This window comes from Rhizobacter sp. (assembly GCA_019635355.1).
GTDB lineage: Bacteria > Pseudomonadota > Gammaproteobacteria > Burkholderiales > Burkholderiaceae_C > Rhizobacter.
In genome coordinates this window covers 967,716-987,633 of sequence record JAHBZQ010000001.1, presented here as the reverse complement: position 1 = coordinate 987,633, position 19,918 = coordinate 967,716, and the positions used below count along the sequence as shown (strand labels likewise).

16 protein-coding genes are annotated in these 19,918 nt (G+C 66.8%); 12 read left to right on the top strand and 4 right to left on the bottom strand.

The window, feature by feature from the left end; translation table 11 throughout:
* Positions 1-15 precede the first annotated feature (15 nt).
* Positions 16-927 carry a paraslipin gene (locus KF892_04375; GenBank protein ID MBX3624230.1) on the bottom strand — a complete coding sequence of 304 codons (912 nt, stop codon included), beginning with the start codon at positions 925-927 and terminating at the stop codon, positions 16-18.
* A 14-nt stretch (positions 928-941) separates the two neighbouring features.
* A complete protein-coding gene (locus tag KF892_04370) occupies positions 942-1,382 on the bottom strand; it encodes an NfeD family protein (protein MBX3624229.1) in 441 nt (146 codons plus the stop codon).
* Between the two features lie 96 nt (positions 1,383-1,478).
* Here KF892_04370 and KF892_04365 point away from each other — a divergent pair, with 96 nt between their 5' ends.
* Together KF892_04365 and glk are read left to right on the top strand one after the other, a co-directional pair.
* Positions 1,479-3,740: an arginine/lysine/ornithine decarboxylase gene (locus tag KF892_04365; protein MBX3624228.1), complete on the top strand. Its 2,262-nt coding sequence runs from the start codon at positions 1,479-1,481 to the stop codon at positions 3,738-3,740.
* Positions 3,733-4,707 (top strand): glucokinase, encoded by a 975-nt coding sequence (gene glk, locus KF892_04360; protein MBX3624227.1) that lies wholly within the window; start codon positions 3,733-3,735, stop codon positions 4,705-4,707. The genes KF892_04365 and glk overlap by 8 nt, the downstream gene beginning before the upstream one ends.
* On the opposite strand, the gene fabI is transcribed toward glk, so the two are convergent.
* Complete coding sequence (gene fabI / locus KF892_04355; GenBank protein MBX3624226.1) at positions 4,708-5,490, bottom strand: enoyl-ACP reductase FabI; 783 nt, start codon at positions 5,488-5,490, stop codon at positions 4,708-4,710.
* A 257-nt stretch (positions 5,491-5,747) separates the two neighbouring features.
* Here fabI and rimP point away from each other — a divergent pair, with 257 nt between their 5' ends.
* From rimP to KF892_04305, 10 genes are all read left to right on the top strand, one after another.
* Positions 5,748-6,290 carry a ribosome maturation factor RimP gene (rimP, locus tag KF892_04350; protein ID MBX3624225.1) on the top strand — a complete coding sequence of 181 codons (543 nt, stop codon included), beginning with the start codon at positions 5,748-5,750 and terminating at the stop codon, positions 6,288-6,290.
* Entirely contained in the window at positions 6,287-7,765 is a 1,479-nt protein-coding gene (gene nusA, locus KF892_04345; protein MBX3624224.1) for a transcription termination/antitermination protein NusA, read from the top strand. The genes rimP and nusA overlap by 4 nt, the downstream gene beginning before the upstream one ends.
* A gap of 68 nt (positions 7,766-7,833) precedes the next feature.
* Entirely contained in the window at positions 7,834-10,671 is a 2,838-nt protein-coding gene (gene infB / locus KF892_04340) for a translation initiation factor IF-2 (GenBank protein MBX3624223.1), read from the top strand.
* A gap of 83 nt (positions 10,672-10,754) precedes the next feature.
* Entirely contained in the window at positions 10,755-11,120 is a 366-nt protein-coding gene (gene rbfA / locus KF892_04335; GenBank protein MBX3624222.1) for a 30S ribosome-binding factor RbfA, read from the top strand.
* A gap of 1 nt (position 11,121) precedes the next feature.
* The gene (truB, locus tag KF892_04330; protein ID MBX3624221.1) at positions 11,122-12,078 is read left to right on the top strand and encodes a tRNA pseudouridine(55) synthase TruB; all 957 of its coding nucleotides are present in this window, start codon (positions 11,122-11,124) and stop codon (positions 12,076-12,078) included.
* Positions 12,075-13,904, top strand: a complete 1,830-nt coding sequence (gene typA, locus KF892_04325; protein MBX3624220.1) for a translational GTPase TypA — start codon at positions 12,075-12,077, stop codon at positions 13,902-13,904. The genes truB and typA overlap by 4 nt, the downstream gene beginning before the upstream one ends.
* Entirely contained in the window at positions 13,904-14,812 is a 909-nt protein-coding gene (locus KF892_04320) for a DMT family transporter (GenBank protein MBX3624219.1), read from the top strand. Before typA ends, KF892_04320 begins: the two co-directional genes overlap by 1 nt.
* The gene (locus KF892_04315) at positions 14,809-15,900 is read left to right on the top strand and encodes an enoyl-CoA hydratase/isomerase family protein (protein MBX3624218.1); all 1,092 of its coding nucleotides are present in this window, start codon (positions 14,809-14,811) and stop codon (positions 15,898-15,900) included. The genes KF892_04320 and KF892_04315 overlap by 4 nt, the downstream gene beginning before the upstream one ends.
* A 96-nt stretch (positions 15,901-15,996) precedes the next feature.
* Positions 15,997-16,809, top strand: coding sequence for an alpha/beta hydrolase (locus KF892_04310; protein MBX3624217.1), 813 nt, complete (start codon positions 15,997-15,999; stop codon positions 16,807-16,809).
* 75 nt (positions 16,810-16,884) lie between these two features.
* Positions 16,885-18,237: a class II fumarate hydratase gene (locus KF892_04305; protein ID MBX3624216.1), complete on the top strand. Its 1,353-nt coding sequence runs from the start codon at positions 16,885-16,887 to the stop codon at positions 18,235-18,237.
* Here KF892_04305 and KF892_04300 read toward each other — a convergent pair.
* Positions 18,221-19,672, bottom strand: a complete 1,452-nt coding sequence (locus KF892_04300) for a HAMP domain-containing histidine kinase (protein MBX3624215.1) — start codon at positions 19,670-19,672, stop codon at positions 18,221-18,223. The genes KF892_04305 and KF892_04300 overlap by 17 nt on opposite strands.
* Positions 19,673-19,918: the final 246 nt, after the last annotated feature.

The window sequence follows — 19,918 nt, the reverse complement described above, 5'->3', positions numbered from 1 at the left end:
CGGATTCTAGCCGACTCAAACGGGCGTCTTCTGCTTGATGAGCGCCATCGACGTCGAGATCAACGCGGCGACTTCGCTCATGTTGCCCGGCACGATCATCGTGTTGTTCTTCTGGGCGAGCTGGGCAAAGGCCTCGACTGCTTTTTCGGCCACCTTGAGCTGCACCGCCTGCTCGCCGCCGGGCGACTGGATCGCCTGCGCCACCTTGCGGATGGCATCGGCCGTCGCGTCGGCCACGGCCACGATGGCGGCGGCTTCACCTTGGGCCTGGTTGATGTCGGCCTGGCGCTGGCCTTCGGAGCGGGCGATGAAGGCCTCGCGTTCGCCTGTCGCGATGTTGATCTGCTCCTGCTTGCGGCCCTCGGAGGCTGCGATCAGTGCACGCTTCTCGCGCTCGGCGGTGATCTGCGCCTGCATCGCGCGCAGGATCTCGGCGGGCGGCGTCAGGTCTTTGATCTCGTAGCGCAGCACCTTCACGCCCCAGTTGGCGGCGGCCTCGTCGAGCGCGTTAACCACCGAGGAGTTGATCGCGTCGCGCTCCTCGAAGGTCTTGTCGAGTTCCATCTTGCCGATCACCGAGCGCAGGAGCGTCTGCGCGAGCTGGGTGATGGCCATGATGTAGTTGCTCGACCCGTAGCTCGCGCGCATCGGGTCGGTCACCTGGAAATAGATGATCCCGTCGACCTGGAGCTGGGTGTTGTCGCGCGTGATGCAGACCTGGCTCGGCACGTCGAGCGGCACTTCCTTGAGTGAGTGCTTGTAGGCCACACGCTCGATGAAAGGCACGACGAACTTGAGGCCCGGCGTGAGCGTGCGGTCGTATTTGCCGAGCCGTTCGACGACCCAGGCGTGCTGCTGCGGCACGATCTTGAAGGTGCGGACGATGAAGATGACGGCGATGACCGCCAGGATGAGGGCGATTTCCATGTGCGAGAGCCTTCTCAGTGGGATGAAGCGGGGGCCAGCACCAGCCAGTTGCCTTCGACGGCCTTGACGAGATGCGGGCCGGGGAGGGCAGGGCTGTCGGGCAGCAGGCGGGCGGTCCAGAGCGTGCCGCGATAGCTGACGCGCGTGGTGCGGTCGCTGCCCCAGGCGTCGACCTGCACGCGCTCCCCGATGTCGAGGTTGACGTCGCGGTTCTCGGCCACCGGGGCTGACCTCGGAAGTTTCATGCGCCGCCAGTGCCACAGCGCGGTGGCGCCACCGGCGACGACGGCTGCAACCGTGATCTGCAGGCTTGCCGACAGGCCGAGGTGCGCAGACACGGCGCCCGCCGCCAGACCCAGCGCGATCATCAAGAGGTAGAAGGTGCCGGTGGTCAGCTCGGCGGCCACGGCCACACCGGCCAAGACCCACCAGAACGTTGCCGTTGAAAGGTCCATTCCTCCTCCATGAAGGTTGTTGACGGGGCAGTGTATTCCCGTCGCATCCTGGTTCTACACTTCGCGCTTTTCCAAGTTGCCTGCCCCGGGGTTGCCATGCTGCGCTTTCGTTTTCCCATCGTGATCATCGACGAGGACTACCGGTCCGAGAACACCTCCGGCCTCGGCATCAGGGCGCTCGCGCAGGCCATCGAGAAAGAGGGCTTCGAGGTGCTGGGCGCCACGAGCTACGGCGACCTCGCGCAGTTCGCGCAGCAGCAGAGCCGGGCCAGCGCCTTCATCCTGTCGATCGACGACGAAGAGTTCGCCGGCGGCCCGGAACTCGACCCCGCAGTGCTGAACCTGCGCAAGTTCATCCAGGAGATCCGCTTCAAGAACGCCGAGATCCCGATCTATCTGTATGGCGAGACGCGCACGTCGCAGCACCTGCCCAACGACGTGCTGCGCGAGCTGCACGGCTTCATCCATATGTTCGAGGACACGCCGGAGTTCGTGGCGCGCCACATCATCCGCGAGGCGAAGTCGTATCTCGACGGGCTGGCCCCGCCGTTCTTCCGGGCGCTGGTCGACTACGCACAGGACGGTTCGTACTCGTGGCACTGCCCGGGCCACTCGGGTGGCGTGGCATTCCTCAAGAGCCCGGTCGGCCAGATGTTTCACCAGTTCTTCGGCGAGAACATGCTGCGCGCCGACGTGTGCAACAGCGTCGACGAGCTGGGCCAGCTGCTCGACCACACCGGCCCCATCGCCGCGAGCGAGCGCAACGCAGCGCGCATCTTCAACGCCGACCACTGCTTCTTCGTGACCAACGGCACCAGCACCAGCAACAAGATGGTGTGGCACCACGCGGTGGCGCCGGGCGATGTGGTGGTGGTCGACCGCAATTGCCACAAGTCCATCCTGCACGCGATCATCATGACGGGCGCGGTGCCGGTGTTCCTGCGGCCCACGCGCAACCACTACGGGATCATCGGCCCGATTCCGGAGAGCGAGTTTTCGAAGGAAGCCATCCAGCAGAAGATCGCCGCCAACCCGCTGCTCGCCGGTGTCGACCCGAAGAAGGTCAAGCCACGCATTCTCACGCTCACGCAGAGCACGTATGACGGTGTGCTCTACAACACCGAGATCATCAAGCATTCGCTCGACGGCTACATCGACACGCTGCACTTCGACGAGGCCTGGCTGCCGCATGCGGCCTTCCACACCTTCTACAGCACCTATCACGCGATGGGGCGTGCGCGCCAGCGTCCGAAAGACCAGCTGGTGTTCGCCACCCAGTCGACGCACAAGCTGCTCGCCGGCATCAGCCAGGCCTCGCAGGTGCTGGTGCAGGACTCACAGACCCGCAAGCTCAACCGCCACCTCTTCAACGAGGCGTACCTCATGCACAGCTCCACCAGCCCGCAGTACGCGATCATCGCGAGCTGCGACGTGGCGGCGGCGATGATGGAAGCGCCCGGTGGCCATGCGCTGGTGGAAGAGAGCATTCAGGAGGCGCTCGACTTCCGGCGCGCCATGCGCAAGGTCGACAAGGAATACGGCAAGGACTGGTGGTTCAAGGTCTGGGGCCCGGAGAAGCTCGTGAACTCGGGCATCGGCAAGAGCGACGACTGGATGCTCAAGGCCGGCGAGAAGTGGCATGGTTTCGGCGACCTGGCCGACGACTTCAACATGCTCGACCCAATCAAGAGCACCATCATCACGCCGGGGCTCGACATGTCGGGCAAGTTCGCCAAGACGGGCATTCCGGCGAGCATCGTCACCAAGTTCCTCGCCGAACACGGCGTGGTGGTCGAGAAGACGGGCCTGTACTCGTTCTTCATCATGTTCACCATCGGCATCACCAAGGGCCGCTGGAACACGCTGCTGACCGCGCTGCAGCAGTTCAAGGACGACTACGACAGGAACGCGCCGCTGTGGCGCGTGTTGCCCGAATTCGTGGCGCAGCATCCGCGCTACGAGCGCATGGGCCTGAAAGACCTGAGCCAGGCCATTCACGAGGCCTATGCCAAGAGTGACATCGCACGCCTCACGACGGAGATGTACCTGTCGAACCTGCACCCGGCGATGAAGCCGAGCGATGCCTTCGCGCGCATCGCCCACGGCCAGACCGAACGGGTGGCGATCGACGATCTGGAAGGGCGCATCACCGCCTCGCTCGTCACGCCGTACCCGCCGGGCATTCCGCTGCTCATTCCGGGTGAGCGTTTCAATAGCAAGATCGTCGACTACCTGCGCTTCACCCGCGCGTTCAATGCTCAGTTCCCGGGCTTCGACACCGACGTGCACGGGCTCGTCGAGGAAGACGGCGATGCCGGCACCCATTGCTACTACGTGGACTGCGTGCGAGATGAGTGAGTCTTCCTACCCCCGCCTGCTGGGCGATGTCGGCGGCACGAATGCCCGTTTTGCCTGGCAAGCCGCCGCGGGCCGGCCGATCGAGTCGGTCTGCACCTACCCGTGCAAGGATCACCCGTCGTTGCTCGCCGCGCTGCAGCACTACCTGAAGGAGCAGGGCAAGCCCGTGCCGCATTCGTGCAGCATCGGCATTGCCACGCCGCTGGTGGGCGACGAGGTGAAGATGACCAACCACCATTGGTCGTTCTCGATCTCGGCCCTGGAGCTGGCGCTCGGGGTGAAGCGGTTGCTGGTCATCAATGACTTCACCGCGCTCGCCTTGTCTTTGCCAAGCCTGCCCGCAGAGGACCTGGTGCAGGTGGGCGGTGGCCAGCCGAAGGCGGGTGCGCCGGTGGCCTTGCTCGGGCCCGGGACGGGGCTCGGCGTGTCGGGCCTGCTGCCGGCACCCCGTGGGGGCGGGCTGGTACCGATCATGGGCGAGGGCGGGCATGTGACGCTGTCGCCGACCAACGATCGGGAAGAGGCGGTGACACGCGCCCTGCGCGATCGTTTCGGCCACGCCTCCGCAGAGCGGGCCTTGTCGGGGCCGGGGCTCGTCAACCTGTACCAGGCCTTGTGCGGGATCGATGGGGTCGATGCGTCTCTGCAGACGGCCGCTGAGGTCAGCGATGCGGCGGTCAACGGCAGCAACACGCAGGCGGTGGAGTCCCTCGCGCTCTTCCTGAGCATGCTGGGCACGGTGGCCGGCAACCTGGCGTTGTCACTGGGCGCGCTGGGCGGCGTTTACGTTGGCGGCGGCATCCTGCCGCGGCTCGGTGGCGAGCGCATCGCGCGCTCGGGCTTCCGTGCGGCCTTCGAGCAGAAGGGCCGCTACCGAGACTACCTGGCGTCGATCCCGGTGTACGTGATCGTGGCCAAGCAGTCGCCCGCGCTGGCCGGAGCCTCGCGGGCGCTGGACGAACTCTGATCAGCCTTCGCCGCCGCCCATCACCTGGCTGAACCCACCGTCGACATAGGTGATTTCGGCGCTGATGCCGGCGGCCAGGTCCGACAGCAGGAAAGCGGCTGCGTTGCCCACGTCGTCGATCGTGATGTTGCGGCGGATCGGCGCCGCAGCGGCGAACTCGGCTTGCAGCTTGCCGAAGTCCTTGATGCCCGAAGCGGCGAGCGTCTTGATCGGGCCGGCCGAGATGCCGTTGACCCGGATGCCTTTGTCGCCGAGCGCCTGCGCGAGGTAGCGCACGCTCGACTCGAGCGACGCCTTGGCCAGGCCCATGGTGTTGTAGTTGGGCACGTAGCGCACGGCGCCGAGGTAGGTGAGCGTCAGCAAGGCGGCTCCGGGGCGCAGGTGCGGCAGGGCGGCCTTTGCCATCGCCGGGAAACTGTAGGCCGAGATGTCGTGGGCGATGCGGTAGTTCTCGCGGGAGAGGCCGTCGAGGAAGTTGCCGGCGATGGCTTCACGCGGGGCGAAGCCGATGGAGTGCACGAAGCCGTCGTACTGGCCCCATGCGTCGGCGAGCCCCTTGAACGTCGACTCGATCTGCTCGTCGTTGCCCACGTCGCAGTCGAACACCAGCTTTGAGCCGAATTCGGCGGCGTACTCGGTCACGCGCTCCTTGAAACGATCGCCGACGTAGCTGAAGGCCAGCTCGGCACCTTCGCGGTGGCAGGCGCGGGCGATCCCAAAGGCGATGGAGCGGTTGTTGAGCACTCCGGTGATCAAGAAACGTTTGCCGGCCAGGAATCCCATGCTGTCTCCGCACTGTTGAGAAAAAGTCAGGGCGCGATTCTGGCACGCAGGCCGGGCCTGCCACCCGGGCCGCACGAACTCGACAACTCCTTGGCAGCCCTGCAAAACCTGCAGACTTGACAACCCAAGGTCTTGCCGGTAACTGCACTGCCCGCTACAATGCGCTTTTCGCAAGAAAACTGCATGGGCGGATTCTTCCAGCCCTTTTTTTTTGCTTCGCGCTTTTTGAAGCCTTTGACCCTGAACGCTGACGCAAGTTGAACTGGCAAGCCGTTGTTGAAAGTACCGTGACCGGTCTCGGTTACGAGCTCGTGGACTGCGAACGCAGCGCCAAGGGGCTGCTGCGCGTCTACATCGATCGGGTGGTCAACGATCCCGCGGGTGAGTTCATCGTCGTCGAAGACTGCGAGAAGGTCACGCGCCAGTTGCAGCATGTGCTCGAGGTCGAGGGCTGTGCCTATGAGCGGCTGGAAGTGTCGTCGCCCGGCCTCGACCGGCCGCTGAAGAAGCAGGCCGACTACGAGCGTTTCGTGGGCCAGGAAATCGACCTGGCCTTGAAGGTCGCGTTCAAGGGCCGCAAGCACTACAAGGGCACGCTCGAAGCCCTGCCAGAAGGCTGGCGTCTGGTCTTCCTCGACGGCAAGACCGAGACCGCCCTGGATTTTTCGCTCCAAGAAGTAAAGGAGGCCCGCCTGGTGCCCCAACTGGACTTCAAGGGCCGGCGTTTCCTGCCGGCCGCTGAATCCGACGTGGGCAACCCGGCGACGGCTGATGAAGTAGACGGAGATCACAAGCAATGAATCGTGAACTGCTGATGCTGGTGGATGCCATCTCGCGCGAAAAGAGCGTGGATCGCGAAGTCGTGTTCAACGCCGTCGAGGCGGCCCTGGCCTCTGCCAGCAAGAAGCTGCATGGCGGCGAGGTGGACATCCGCGTCACCATCGATCGAGAGAGCGGCGACTACGAGACCTTCCGCCGTTGGCATGTGGTGCCCAACGAAGCCGGCCTGCAACTCCCCGACTCCGAGATACTGCTCTTTGAAGCGCAGGAGCAGATCCCCGACATCGAGGTCGACGACTACATCGAAGAGCCGGTCGAGTCGGTGACCATCGGCCGCATCGGTGCACAGGCGGCCAAGCAGGTGATCCTGCAGAAGATCCGCGACGCCGAGCGCGAACAGCTGCTGAACGACTTCCTCGCCCGCGGCGAGAAGATCTTCGTCGGCACTGTCAAGCGTCTCGACAAGGGCGACATCATCGTCGAATCGGGCCGCGTCGAAGGCCGCTTGAAGCGCAGCGAAATGATCCCGAAGGAAAACCTCCGTTCGGGCGACCGCGTGCGTGCCTTCATCACCGGCGTCGACCCGACGCTGCGTGGCCCGCAGATCATGCTGTCGCGCAGCGCGCCCGGTTTCATGATCGAACTCTTCGGCCAGGAAGTGCCCGAGATCGAACAAGGTCTGCTCGAGATCAAGAGCTGCGCCCGCGACCCCGGCTCACGCGCCAAGATCGCCGTGATCTCGCACGACAAGCGCGTCGACCCCATCGGCACCTGTGTCGGCGTGCGCGGCTCGCGCGTCAATGCCGTGACCAATGAACTCGCCGGCGAACGTGTCGACATCGTGCTGTGGTCGGAAGACCCAGCCCAATTCGTGATCGGTGCGCTGGCCCCGGCCAACGTGCAGTCGATCGTGGTGGACGAAGAACGCCATGCGATGGACGTGGTGGTCGACGAGGAAAACCTCGCCATCGCCATCGGCCGCGGCGGCCAGAACGTGCGCCTCGCGTCCGAGATGACCGGCTGGCGCATCAACATCATGACCGCCGAAGAGTCGCAGGCGAAGCAGAACGAAGAGAGCGATGCCGTGCGCACGCTCTTCGTCGAGAAGCTCGACGTCGATGCCGAGGTGGCCGACATCCTCATCGCCGAGGGTTTCAGCAGCCTGGAAGAAGTGGCCTACGTGCCCATGCAGGAAATGCTGGAAATCGAAGGCTTCGACGAAGACACCGTCAACGAGCTGCGCACCCGTGCCAAGGATGCGCTGCTCACGATGGAGATCGTGCGCGAAGAGAAGGTCGACGACGTCTCTCAGAACCTGAAAGACCTCGATGGCCTCACGCCGCAGCTCATCGCCAAACTCGCCGACGGGGGTGTGCACACCCGCGACGACCTGGCCGATCTGGCCGTCGACGAACTCACCGACATGACCGGTGTGGGCGAAGACGAAGCCAAGGCGCTGATCATGAAGGCTCGTGAACACTGGTTCACCACCTGATCGCCTCGAACGCCCGTCCGCCCACCGACCGCAGCAGCACCGCAAGACCCACGCAAGGAATTCCACAAATGGCTGTGACCACCGTTGCCCAGTTGGCCGCCGAGCTGAACCGCTCTGCCGCGGCGCTGCTCGAGCAGCTCCAATCGGCCGGCGTCGCCAAGAAATCGACCGAAGACGCGCTGACCGAATCCGACAAGGAGCGGTTGCTCGACTTCCTGCGCACCTCGCACGGCACGGCCGGCGCCGAGCGCAAGAAGATCACGCTCACCCGCAAGTCGACGAGCGAGATCAAGCAGGCCGATGCCAGCGGCAAGGCGCGCACCATCCAGGTCGAAGTGCGCAAGAAGCGCACCTTCGTCAAACGCGACGAGGCTGCTCCCGAGGAGCCGGCCGCACCCGTGGTGAGCGAGGAAGAACTTGCCCGCCGGCAGGCCGAGGCCGACGCCCAGGCCGAGCTGCTGCGCCGCCAGGAAGCCGAGCTTGCCGAAAAGCGCCGTCTGCGTGAAGAGCAGGAGCAGCGCGAGCGTGAAGCTGCTGAGCAGCGTGCCCGCGAGGCGGCCGAAGCGGCCGCCAAGGCTGCGGCCGAAGCGGCCGAGGCCGCCAAGGCGACTGCCGCCGCGGGCAAGGCGGCTCCGGCTCCCGAGCCTGCGCCAGCCCCGGCACCGGCCGCTCCGGCCGAGCCGGCCAAGCCCGCGCTGCGCGTGGTCAAGGCCGCCGACGTGGTGGACGAGGAAAAGAAGCGCGCAGAAGACCTCGCCAAGCGCCGCAAGGCCGCCGAGGACGAGGCGATGGCGATCCGCGCGATGATGAACGCGCCCAAGAGGGTGCTGCAGGCCAAGCCGCCGGAGCCGAAGCCTGAAGCGACCAAGGAAGGCATCAAGGGCACCATCCACAAGCCGACCGCAGCCCCTGGCGCGGCGCCGGCACCGGGTGCTGCCGCCAAGCCAGGCGACAAGAAGTCCGTCAAATCGGAAAAGCTCTCGTCCAGCTGGGCCGACGACGCCGCCAAGAAGCGTGGCGCAGTCAAGGGTCGCAGCGATGCACCGGCTGGTGCCAGCGCCCGCCCGGGCTGGCGCGCACCGCGCAGCGGCCGTCGCGGCGACCGGGGTGATTCCGGCCAGTCGACCTTCGTCGCGCCGGTCGAGCAGCAGGTGCAGGAAGTGCACGTGCCCGAGACCATCAGCGTGGCCGACCTGGCCCACAAGATGTCGGTCAAGGCGTCCGAGGTTATCAAGCAGATGATGAAGCTGGGCCAGATGGTCACCATCAACCAGCAGCTCGACCAGGAGACGGCCATGATCCTCGTGGAGGAAATGGGCCACAAGGCGTTTGCCGCCAAGCTCGATGACCCCGACGCCTTCCTGGAAGAGGAAGCGGTCGAGGCGCAATACGAGCAGCTGGCGCGCGCGCCGGTGGTGACCGTCATGGGCCACGTCGACCATGGCAAGACCTCGCTGCTCGACTACATCCGCCGTGCCCGTGTCGCCGCAGGCGAAGCGGGTGGTATCACGCAGCACATCGGCGCGTACCACGTCGACACGCCGCGCGGCATGATCACCTTCCTCGACACCCCGGGCCACGCGGCGTTCACCGCCATGCGTGCCCGTGGCGCCAAGGCCACCGACATCGTCATCCTGGTGGTGGCAGCCGACGACGGCGTGATGCCGCAGACGAAGGAAGCCATCCACCATGCCAAGGCGGCGGGCGTGCCCATCGTCGTGGCCATGAACAAGATCGACAAGCCCGAAGCCAACCCAGAGCGCGTGAAGAGCGAGCTCGTGGCCGAAGAGGTGGTGCCGGAAGAGTTCGGTGGTGATTCGCCTTTCGTGCCCGTGTCGGCCAAGACCGGCCAGGGCATCGACGCTCTGCTCGAGCAGGTGCTGCTGCAAGCCGAAGTGCTCGAACTCAAGGCGGCCAAGGACGCCCCGGCCAAGGGCCTCGTCATCGAAGCCCAGCTCGACAAGGGCCGCGGCCCGGTGGCCACCGTGCTGGTGCAGTCGGGCACGCTCAAGCGTGGCGACGTGGTGCTGGCTGGTTCGACCTACGGCCGCGTGCGCGCCATGCTGGACGAAAACGGCAAGAACGCGACCGAAGCCGGTCCGTCGCTGCCGGTCGAGATCCAGGGCCTGACCGACGTGCCGCAAGCGGGTGACGAGTTCATGGTGCTGAGCGACGAGCGCCGTGCGCGCGAAATCGCGACCTTCCGCCAGGGCAAGTACCGCGACGTCAAGCTCGCCAAGCAGCAGGCCGCCAAGCTCGAGAACATGTTCGAGAACATGGGCGAAGGCCAGGCGCAGACCCTGCCGCTCATCATCAAGGCCGACGTGCAGGGCTCGCAGGAAGCACTGGCGCAGTCGCTGCTCAAGCTGTCGACCAGCGAGGTCAAGGTGCAGATCGTGCACGCCGCCGTGGGTGGCATCAGCGAGTCCGACATCAACCTCGCGATCGCTTCGAAGGCGGTGCTCATCGGCTTCAACACACGTGCCGATGCCGGCGCGCGCAAGCTGGCCGAGCACAACGGTGTCGACATCCGCTACTACAACATCATCTACGACGCCGTGGACGACGTGAAGGCAGCGATGACCGGCATGCTGGCCCCTGAGCAGCGCGAAGAAGTCATCGGCACGGCCGAGATCCGCACGGTGTTCGTGGCCTCCAAGATCGGCACGGTGGCGGGCTCGATGGTCACGGCTGGTGTGGTGCGCCGCAACGCGCGCTTCCGCCTGCTGCGCGAGAACGTGGTGGTCTACACAGGCGAAGTCGAATCGGTGCGCCGCATCAAGGACGACGTGCGTGAGGTGGCGGCTGGGTTTGAGTGCGGTATCAAGCTCAAGAACTACAACGACATCAAGGAAGGCGACCAGCTCGAGTTCTTCGAGTTGAAAGAGGTTGCCCGAACGCTATAAGGCGCGGAGTTGGCCTCGAACGCAAACCCCGCCCGCAACAAGGCGGGGTTTGTTTTTGAGGGGCCCGGCAAAGGAGTACCCCCATGCGACACAAACGATCCATTCCCAACCGCGGTTTCCGCATCGCCGACCAGATCCAGCGCGATCTGTCGGAGCTGATCCGCGAGCTGAAGGACCCGCGCATCGGCATGGTCACGCTGCAGGCCGTGGAGGTGTCGCCCGACTATGCGCACGCCAAGGTGTTCTTCTCGGTGCTGGTGGGTGACGTGGCCGAGTGCGAAGCCGCGCTCAACGAGGCCGCGGGCTTCCTGCGCAACGGCCTCTTTAAGCGCCTGCAGATTCACACGGTGCCGACCTTGCATTTCCAGTTCGACCGCACCACCGAGCGTGCCGCCGAGCTCAGTGCGCTGATCCAGCAGGCCAATTCCACGCGGGCCAAAGAAGACTGACATGCAAGCGCAACGCGTCCGCACGCCCAAGCGCGCCGTCCACGGCGTGCTGCTGCTCGACAAGCCGCTCGGCCTGTCGAGCAACGACGCGTTGCAGAAAGCCAAGCGCCTTTACCGCGCCGAGAAAGCGGGCCACACCGGCACGCTCGACCCGCTGGCCACCGGCCTGTTGCCGTTGTGCTTCGGGGCGGCCACCAAGTTCTCGCAGGTGAGCCTCGACGCCGACAAGCGCTACACCGCCACGCTGAAGCTGGGTGAAACCACGACGACGGCCGACGCTGAAGGCGAGGTCACGAAGACCCGCGACGTCGCGGTCACCCGTGAACAGATCGACGCCGCCTGCTGCCGTTTCACCGGCGTCATCCAGCAGGTGCCGCCGATGCACTCGGCGCTCAAGCACGAGGGCAAGGCCCTCTACGAATACGCCCGCGCCGGCCAGGAAGTCGAGCGCGAAGCCCGAACCGTCACGATTCACAGCATCGACATCCTCGACTGGCAGCATGACCGCCTTGTGATCGACGTCCGCTGCAGCAAGGGCACCTACATCCGCACGCTCGCTGAAGACATCGGCGAGGCGCTCGGCTGCGGCGCGCATTTGTCCGCATTGCGACGCACCGGCAGCGGCCCGCTGGCGCTCACGGGCGCCGTGACCCTGGAACAATTGGCGGCCCAGACCGAAGCCGAGCGCGACGCGCTGCTGCAACCCGCCGACACGCTCTTGGCCGATTGCCCGCTGGTGCGCCTGAACGACGAAGACGCCGGCCGATTTTTGAGCGGTGTGCGTCGCCGCACGCCGCTCGCCGACACCCGGCAGGTGCGTGTCTACGGCCCGCAGCCCCAGGCCTTCCTGGGCAGCGGCCACATCATCGCCGGTGAACTGATTTCAACGCGGCTCTTGAGTCCGCTGGAGGTGCAGGGCCTCCTCAACACCCATCCTGCGCAAGAGAGCTTCACATGACAAGACAGATCCGCAACATCGCCATCATCGCCCACGTCGACCATGGCAAAACCACCATGGTGGACCAGCTGCTTCGCCAGTCGGGCACCTTCGCCGAGCACGAAAAAGTGGTCGACACCGTGATGGACAACAACGCCATCGAACGCGAACGTGGCATCACCATCCTGGCGAAGAACTGCGCCGTGAGCTGGCAGGGCACGCACATCAACATCGTCGACACCCCGGGTCACGCCGACTTCGGCGGCGAGGTCGAGCGTGCGCTGTCGATGGTCGATGGTGTGGTGCTGTTGATCGATGCCCAGGAAGGTCCGATGCCGCAGACGCGCTTCGTGACCAAGAAGGCGCTGGCCCTCGGCCTGAAGCCCATCGTTGTCGTGAACAAGGTCGACAAGCCCGGCGCCAAGCCCGACGCCGTGATCAACGCTGCCTTCGACCTCTTCGACAAGCTGGGCGCGAGCGATGAGCAGCTCGACTTCCCCGTCGTCTACGCCTCGGGCATCAACGGCTGGTCGTCGCTGACGGAAGGCGCTCCCGGCGAGCAGTGGGGCCCTGACATGTCGGCGCTCTTCGACACGATCCTGAAGCACGTGCCGCCGAATGCCGGGGACCCCAGCGCGCCGCTGCAGCTGCAGATCTCGGCGCTAGACTTCTCGAGCTTCGTCGGCCGCATCGGCGTGGGCCGCATCAGCCAGGGCACCTTGAAGCCAGCGATGGACGTGCTCGTGATGGAAGGCCCGGACGGCAAGGCCACCAAGGGCCGCATCAACCAGGTGCTGACCTTCCAGGGCCTGGATCGCATGCAGACCACCGAAGCCGGCCCCGGCGACATCGTGCTGATCAACGGCATCGAAGACATCGGCATCGGCGTCACCGTCACCAGCCCCACCGACCCGGCCCCGCTGCCCATGCTGAAGGTCGACGAGCCCACGCTCACGATGAACTTCTGCGTCAACACCAGCCCGCTGGCCGGCCGCGAAGGCAAGTACGTGACGAGCCGCCAGATCTGGGACCGCCTGCAGAAGGAACTGCAGCACAACGTGGCCCTGCGCGTGAAAGAGACCGACGAAGACGGCATCTTCGAAGTCTCGGGCCGCGGCGAACTGCACCTCACCATCCTGCTGGAAAACATGCGCCGCGAAGGCTACGAGCTGGCCGTGAGCAAGCCGCGCGTCGTCTTCAAGGACATCGACGGCGTGAAGTGCGAGCCGATCGAACTCGTGACCGCCGACGTGGAAGAGCAGCACCAGGGCGGCGTGATGCAGGCGCTGGGCGAGCGCAAGGGCGAGATGGTCAACATGGAGCCGGACGGCCGGGGCCGCGTGCGCCTCGAGTACCGCATCCCCGCGCGGGGCCTCATTGGCTTCAGCAACGAGTTCATGAACCTGACCCGCGGTTCCGGCCTCATCAGCAACATCTTCGACGGCTACGAGCCGCACAAGGGCGACATCGGTGGCCGCAAGAACGGCGTGCTGATCTCGATGGACGACGGTGAAATCTTCACCTACGCGCTCGGCAAGCTCGACGACCGCGGCCGCATGTTCGTGAAGGCGAACGACCCGGTGTACGAAGGCATGATCGTCGGCATCCACAACCGCGACAACGACCTCGTCGTGAACGCTACCCGCACGAAGCAGCTCACCAACTTCCGCGTGTCGGGCAAGGAAGACGCGATCAAGATCACGCCGCCGATCGACCTCACGCTGGAATACGGCGTGGAATTCATCGACGACGACGAGCTGGTCGAAATCACGCCCAAGTCGATCCGCGTGCGCAAGCGCCACCTCAAGGAACACGAGCGCAAGAGGGCCTCGCGCGAAGCGGCCTGATGGCGTTGACGCACGGCCGCGCCGCGGCTTTGATGGTGCTGGTGACGCTCCTGTGGAGCATCGCCGGCGTCGTTACCCGCCACCTCGATGCGGCGGCCAGTTTCGAAGTCACCTTCTGGCGCAGTGCGTTCAACGCGCTCGGGCTGGGCATCGCGCTGCACTGGATGCGTGGGCCGGCGCTGTGGCGGGGGCTGGTGCGTTCTCCGTGGCCGGTGTGGGTGTCGGGGCTGTGCTGGTCGGTGATGTTCACCGCCTTCATGGTGGCGCTCACGCTGACCCGCGTGGCCAACGTGCTCGTGACGATGGCGCTCGGGCCGCTCATCACCGCGCTCTTCGCGCGCCTCTTCCTGCACCACAAGCTCGCGCCCCGCACCTGGGCTGCCATCGTGGTGGCAGGCGGCGGCATCGGGTGGATGTTCAGCCAGGGGGCCTCGGCCCAGGAGGCAGGCGCCTTGGCGGGCATCGCGGTGGCGTTTGCCGTGCCGGTGGCGGCGGCCATCAACTGGACGGTGCTCCAGCACGTGAACCACGGCAACGACGAGGCGCACGACATGTTGCCCGCCGTGCTGATCGGCGCGGTGATTTCCTCGCTCGTGACGCTGCCGCTGGCCTTCCCATTCAAGGCCACCCCGCATGACGTGGCGTTGCTCGGCATGCTGGGTGTCGTGCAGCTCGCCATTCCCTGCCTGCTGGTCGTGCGGCTGAGCCGCGTGCTGCCGGCGCCCGAGCTCTCGCTGCTGGGCCTGCTGGAAGTGATCTTCGGCGTACTGTGGGCATGGTGGGGCGCGGGTGAAGCGCCGGGCACGACGGCGCTCACCGGCGGGGCGCTCGTGATCGGTGCCCTGGTGGCCAACGAGTTGGTGGCGATGCGGTCGTCGCCACCCAGTGTGTCGAAGGAACGAGCATGAGCGACAACACCGTCCTCGCGGAGCTGCGAGGCCAACTTGGCGTGATCACGCTGAACCGGCCCTCGGCACTCAATGCACTGTCGCTCCCGATGATCCGTGAGATCACCGCGGCACTGCTGCGGTGGCGCCATGACGACAACGTGAGCGCGGTGCTGCTGCGCGGCGCCGGCCGCGAGGGTAAGGCTCCGGCCTTCTGCGCGGGCGGCGACATCCGCTTCTTCCACCAGGCTGTACTGGCCGGCGACCCGACGCTCGAAGATTTCTTCACCGAGGAATACAGCCTCAACCACCTGATCCACACCTACGGCAAGCCGACCGTGGTGCTGATGGACGGCATCACCATGGGCGGTGGCATGGGCCTCGCCCAGGGCTGCAGCCTGCGCGTGGTCACCGAGCACAGCAAGCTCGCCATGCCCGAAACCAACATCGGCCTCTTCCCCGATGTGGGCGGTGGCTGGTTCCTCGCGCGCTGCCCGGGGTACCTCGGCGAGTACCTGGCGCTCACGGGGCACGTCGTCGGTGCGGGCGATGCCATCGACGTCGGCCTCGCCGATGTGTTCATGCCCTCGGCGGAGCTGCCGATGCTGATGGAATCGCTCGCCGATCAGCCGATGGACAACGGCGCCCAGGTGCTCTCGGCGGTGCGCGCGCGGGCTCGGCCGGCCGGTGCGGCCAGCCTGGGCACTCACCGCGACACGATCGACCGGCATTTCGCCGCTGCCTCCACCGCCGACATCGTCGCCTCGTTGGCCGCCGACGGCAGCCCCTGGGCAGTCGACACGCTGAAGGCGCTGCGCCAGCGTTCGCCCCTGATGCTGGCTGTCACGCTGGAGCAGGTGCGACGGGCGCGCACGATGGCGCTCGCCGACGAGCTGCGCATGGAGCGTGCCCTCGTGCGCCACTGTTTCCACCTGCGCCCCGGCGCGGCGAGCGAGACGGTGGAGGGCATTCGCGCGCTCGCCGTCGACAAGGACCACCAGCCACGCTGGCAGCCAGCGGCGATCGAGGCCGTCGACGCCGCGATGGTGACGCCGTTCTTCGCAAGCCCCTGGCCGGCTCACGCCCATCCGCTGCGCGATCTGCGTTAAGGCCAAACCCCCAACGCGACTAGAGGCGCTGCCTCACGCAACCGACACGTGGGCTGGGTACGATGGTCGCAACGCGACCACGCCTCCCATTTCCTGATGCAGCCCAACGACCCTCATCCCGCCGACCCCAAGGCGCCCAATGCCTTGCTGTTGTTGATGGAAGGGCGCGCGCCGTGGGAACTCGCGGCCAGCGTGGCCGCCGCGCCGCTTTTCAACCGGCTGCCGGCCGGCGACGGCCATCCGGTGCTCGTCTTCCCCGGCCTGAGCGCGCCCGACCTCACCACCTTTCCGCTGCGCACCTTCCTGCGCTCGCGCGGCTACACGCCATACGAATGGGAGCAGGGCTTCAACCTCGGACCGCGCGAAGGCGTGCTGGAACGCTGCCGCGAGCGCGCCGAGTCGATCGTGCAGAAGCATGGCGAAGCGCTGAGCCTCGTCGGCTGGAGCCTGGGCGGCATCTACGCGCGCGAGATCGCCAAGGAGCTGCCGCAGCAGACACGCTGCGTCATCACGCTCGGCACGCCCTTCAGCGGCCACCCACGCGCCAACAATGCCTGGCGCCTGTATGAGTTTCTGAGCGGCCACAAGCTGAGCGAAGCCGACCCGCTGATCGACCAGGTGCGCCAGGCGCCGCCGGTGCCCACCACCTCGGTGTATTCGCGCACCGACGGCGTGGTGTCGTGGCGCTGCAGCCTGAACGAAGAATCGCCGCTGACCGAGAACATCGGCATCCACGCCAGCCACTTCGGCCTGGGCATGAACCCGCTTGCGCTCTACGTGGTGGCCGATCGCCTCGCGCAGAAGCCCGGCGCATGGAAGCCCTTCGCTGCGCAAGGGCCCGGCCGGTGGCTCTTCAAGACCACGCCGGGCACAGCGGTATCGGGCGGCCGTTTGCAGCGGCCTACCTGATACGGTTCACGGGTGTCGCCTTCCAAGGAGCCGCCCGTGAGCACCCCCAACCCCACCCGCACCGAGCACGACAGCATGGGCGCCCTGGCCGTGCCGGCCGAGGCGCTCTATGGCGCGCAGACGCAGCGCGCGGTCGACAACTTTCCCGTGAGCGGGCAGGGCATGCCACCTGCATTCATCCGCGCGCTGGTGCTCGTCAAGCAGGCGGCCGCGCTGGCCAATCGGAAGCTGGCTCAGGTGCCCGGGCCCATCGCGGCGGCGATCGATGCGGCCTGCCAGCAGCTGCTCGGCATGCCCGACGACGAGTTGCGCACGCATTTCCCGGTCGACGTGTTCCAGACCGGCTCGGGCACCAGCAGCAACATGAATGCGAACGAGGTGATCGCCACGCTCGCGAGCCGCGCGCACGGCGAGCCCATCCACCCCAACGACCACGTGAACGCCGGGCAGAGCAGCAACGACGCGATCCCGACGGCGCTGCACTTGAGCGCTGCGCTCGAGCTGCACCGCCACCTGCTGCCCGCGCTCGAGCATCTGGCGCAGGTGACGCGCCGCAAATCGGCCAGCGTGCACCGGCATGTGAAGACCGGCCGCACGCACCTGATGGACGCGATGCCGGTGCGCATGAGCCAGGTGCTGCAAGGCTGGGCGCATCAGGTGGAGGCCGGCGCCGAGCAACTGCGAGGGCTGCAGCCGGCGCTGCTGCAGCTCGCGCAAGGTGGCACCGCGGTGGGCACCGGGGTCAACGCGCATCCGCAGTTCTCGCAGGCGTTCGCGGCCGAGCTGAGCACGCTCACCGGCCTGCCGTTTCGCCCGGCCGACAGCTTCTTTGCCGCGATGGGCTCGCAAGACACGGCGGTGGCGGTGTCGGGCGGCTTCAAGCGGGTGGCGGTGTCGCTGATGAAGATCGCCAACGACCTGCGCTGGATGAACTCGGGCCCGCTCGCCGGCCTGGCCGAGATCGAGTTGCAGGCGCTGCAGCCCGGCTCGTCGATCATGCCGGGCAAGGTGAACCCGGTCATCCCCGAGGCGACCACGATGGTGGCGGCGCAGGTGATCGGCCTCGATGCGGCCATCACGGTGGCCGGCCAGTCGGGCAACTTCGAACTCAACGTGATGCTGCCGCTCATCGCCCACAACCTGCTGGAGAGCAGCACGCTGCTGGCCAACGCGAGCCGGCTGCTTGCCGACAAGGCCATTGCCACCTTCACCGTCAACGAACGCCAGTTGCAGCAAGCCCTGTCGCGCAACCCCATCCTCGTGACGGCGCTCAACCCCTTGATCGGCTACGAGCGTGCCGCCGAGATCGCCAAGCAGGCGTACCGCGAGGGCCGGCCCATCCTCGACGTGGCGGCCGAGAAGACCGACCTCGGACGTGAGCGCCTCGCCGAGCTGCTCAACCCCGAGAAGCTCACGGGGTCGGACTGAAATCGCGGGCGGCGTTGGCTCCTGAGCCGGCGTTCTTTCCGAGCGTGAACCAGAAAGTCGCGCCGGCGCCCGGGCGTGTCTCGGCCCAGACGCGGCCACCGTGCCGCTCCACGATGCGCTTGACGATCGACAGGCCGATGCCGTTGTGCGAGAGCTGTGCATCGTGCAGGCGGCGGAAGGGCTTGAAGAGGTCTTCGGCACGGGCCGGCTCGAAGCCGGGTCCGTCGTCGGCGACGTAGATCGCGGTTTCATCGCCGCGTGCCTCGGCGCCCACCCGCACGGTGCCGTGGTCGCCGCCCCGGTGCTGGGCGGCCGAGAAGCGGGCGGCGTTGCCGATGAGGTTGACGAACACCTGGCCCAGCAGCTCGGGGTCGGCCAGGGTGGTGGGCAGCTCGTCGATCTCGAGTGCCACGCGGTGCAGGCTCTCGGCGCCCTCGGGCGTGCGTTCGAGCTGGCGCACGGCGGCGTCGACCACGCTGCGCAGCGGCTGCGGGTGAAGGTGCAAGTCGCTGCCACCCACCTTCGAGAGCGTGAGCAGGTCACCCACCATCGCCTGCAACCTGCCGGCCTCATCGGCCATCGCGTTCACCAGCACCTTGGCGCGTGCCGGGTCGCCTTCGTCGAGCGCCTTGGCCGAGATGCGGGCCAGGCCCGAGAGGCCGGCGAGCGGCCCACGCAGGTCGTGCGACACGTTGCGGGTGAAGGCTTCCAGGCCGTCGACGATGACCTGCAGCTCCGCGGTGCGGGCCTGCACGCGCTGCTCCAGGCTTGCGTTGAGGTCGCGCAGCGCCGCTTCGGCCCGCTGGCGCAGCGCAAGCTCGTCTTCCACCCGCTTGCGTGCGCGCAACAGGCTCACCACCAGGATGGTGACGCCGAGCACCAGCGCGGGCAGGGCGGCGAGGTAGCCGAAGTCGAGCCGCAGGCGCGCAAGCGGCGCCAGGAAGAGGCTCACCAGCAAGGTCAGCGGATACGCGGCGAAGGCGACCGCGATGTAGAGATGGCCCACGCCCGGCTCGCGGCGCGACGCCCGCCAGCACAGCCATGCGCACCAGCACATCGCCGCCGCCATGACCACGTAGACCGCCAGGTGGTTGTCGCGGTCGAACTGCAGGTAAAGCCAGAGCCCGCCTGCGGCAGCCGCTGCGAGCGCCCAGGTCCAGGCGAGGCGGCGGCGCGTGGCATGGCCGATGTATTCGTCGAGCGCCCAGACGGTGAGCGTGAGCAGCACGATGGCCACCAGCGCCGAGACGAAGGGCACCTGCTCCGGCTGGGCCGCGGGGTGCGCGAAGAACCACCCGAGCGCCGCCAGGGCGTAGCGAAGCGAAAAGAGGCGCAGGGCGCGCCGGTCGGTGCCGTAGGAGGCCAGCCATTGCGCGGCCGCGATGATCAGCATGGCCACGCCAACCACGAGCGCGTACACGGCGTAGGGGTTCATGGACCCGAGCAGCCATGACGTCCCGGCAGTTTCGGCAAGCGTTTGTGCCATCGACAGCCCCGGCTCCCTGAAGCGCCCACCGGATCGGCGGGGCCAAAACATTCTCTCTCAGGGCATGGCGCCGTTGGGGAACCCATGCCCGCGTCAGGTGCGTGAGGTTTCATGCACTTGCGAACCCGGGGGCAGGGCGCTCGCGGGCGGCGGCGCCGACTCCTGCGAAAATGCGCGCCTCGCGCCGCTCTTGGC

Excerpts from the sequence above, each read along its gene's own strand:
- KF892_04375 (MBX3624230.1), bottom strand. The coding sequence starts at position 927 with ATGGAAATCGCCCTCATCCTGGCGGTCATCGCCGTCATCTTCATCGTC.
- KF892_04370 (MBX3624229.1), bottom strand. The coding sequence starts at position 1,382 with ATGGACCTTTCAACGGCAACGTTCTGGTGGGTCTTGGCCGGTGTGGCC.
- KF892_04365 (MBX3624228.1), top strand. The coding sequence starts at position 1,479 with ATGCTGCGCTTTCGTTTTCCCATCGTGATCATCGACGAGGACTACCGG.
- glk (MBX3624227.1), top strand. The coding sequence starts at position 3,733 with ATGAGTGAGTCTTCCTACCCCCGCCTGCTGGGCGATGTCGGCGGCACG.
- fabI (MBX3624226.1), bottom strand. The coding sequence starts at position 5,490 with ATGGGATTCCTGGCCGGCAAACGTTTCTTGATCACCGGAGTGCTCAAC.
- nusA (MBX3624224.1), top strand. The coding sequence starts at position 6,287 with ATGAATCGTGAACTGCTGATGCTGGTGGATGCCATCTCGCGCGAAAAG.
- infB (MBX3624223.1), top strand. The coding sequence starts at position 7,834 with ATGGCTGTGACCACCGTTGCCCAGTTGGCCGCCGAGCTGAACCGCTCT.
- rbfA (MBX3624222.1), top strand. The coding sequence starts at position 10,755 with ATGCGACACAAACGATCCATTCCCAACCGCGGTTTCCGCATCGCCGAC.
- truB (MBX3624221.1), top strand. The coding sequence starts at position 11,122 with ATGCAAGCGCAACGCGTCCGCACGCCCAAGCGCGCCGTCCACGGCGTG.
- typA (MBX3624220.1), top strand. The coding sequence starts at position 12,075 with ATGACAAGACAGATCCGCAACATCGCCATCATCGCCCACGTCGACCAT.
- KF892_04320 (MBX3624219.1), top strand. The coding sequence starts at position 13,904 with ATGGCGTTGACGCACGGCCGCGCCGCGGCTTTGATGGTGCTGGTGACG.
- KF892_04315 (MBX3624218.1), top strand. The coding sequence starts at position 14,809 with ATGAGCGACAACACCGTCCTCGCGGAGCTGCGAGGCCAACTTGGCGTG.
- KF892_04310 (MBX3624217.1), top strand. The coding sequence starts at position 15,997 with ATGCAGCCCAACGACCCTCATCCCGCCGACCCCAAGGCGCCCAATGCC.
- KF892_04305 (MBX3624216.1), top strand. The coding sequence starts at position 16,885 with ATGGGCGCCCTGGCCGTGCCGGCCGAGGCGCTCTATGGCGCGCAGACG.
- KF892_04300 (MBX3624215.1), bottom strand. The coding sequence starts at position 19,672 with ATGAACCCCTACGCCGTGTACGCGCTCGTGGTTGGCGTGGCCATGCTG.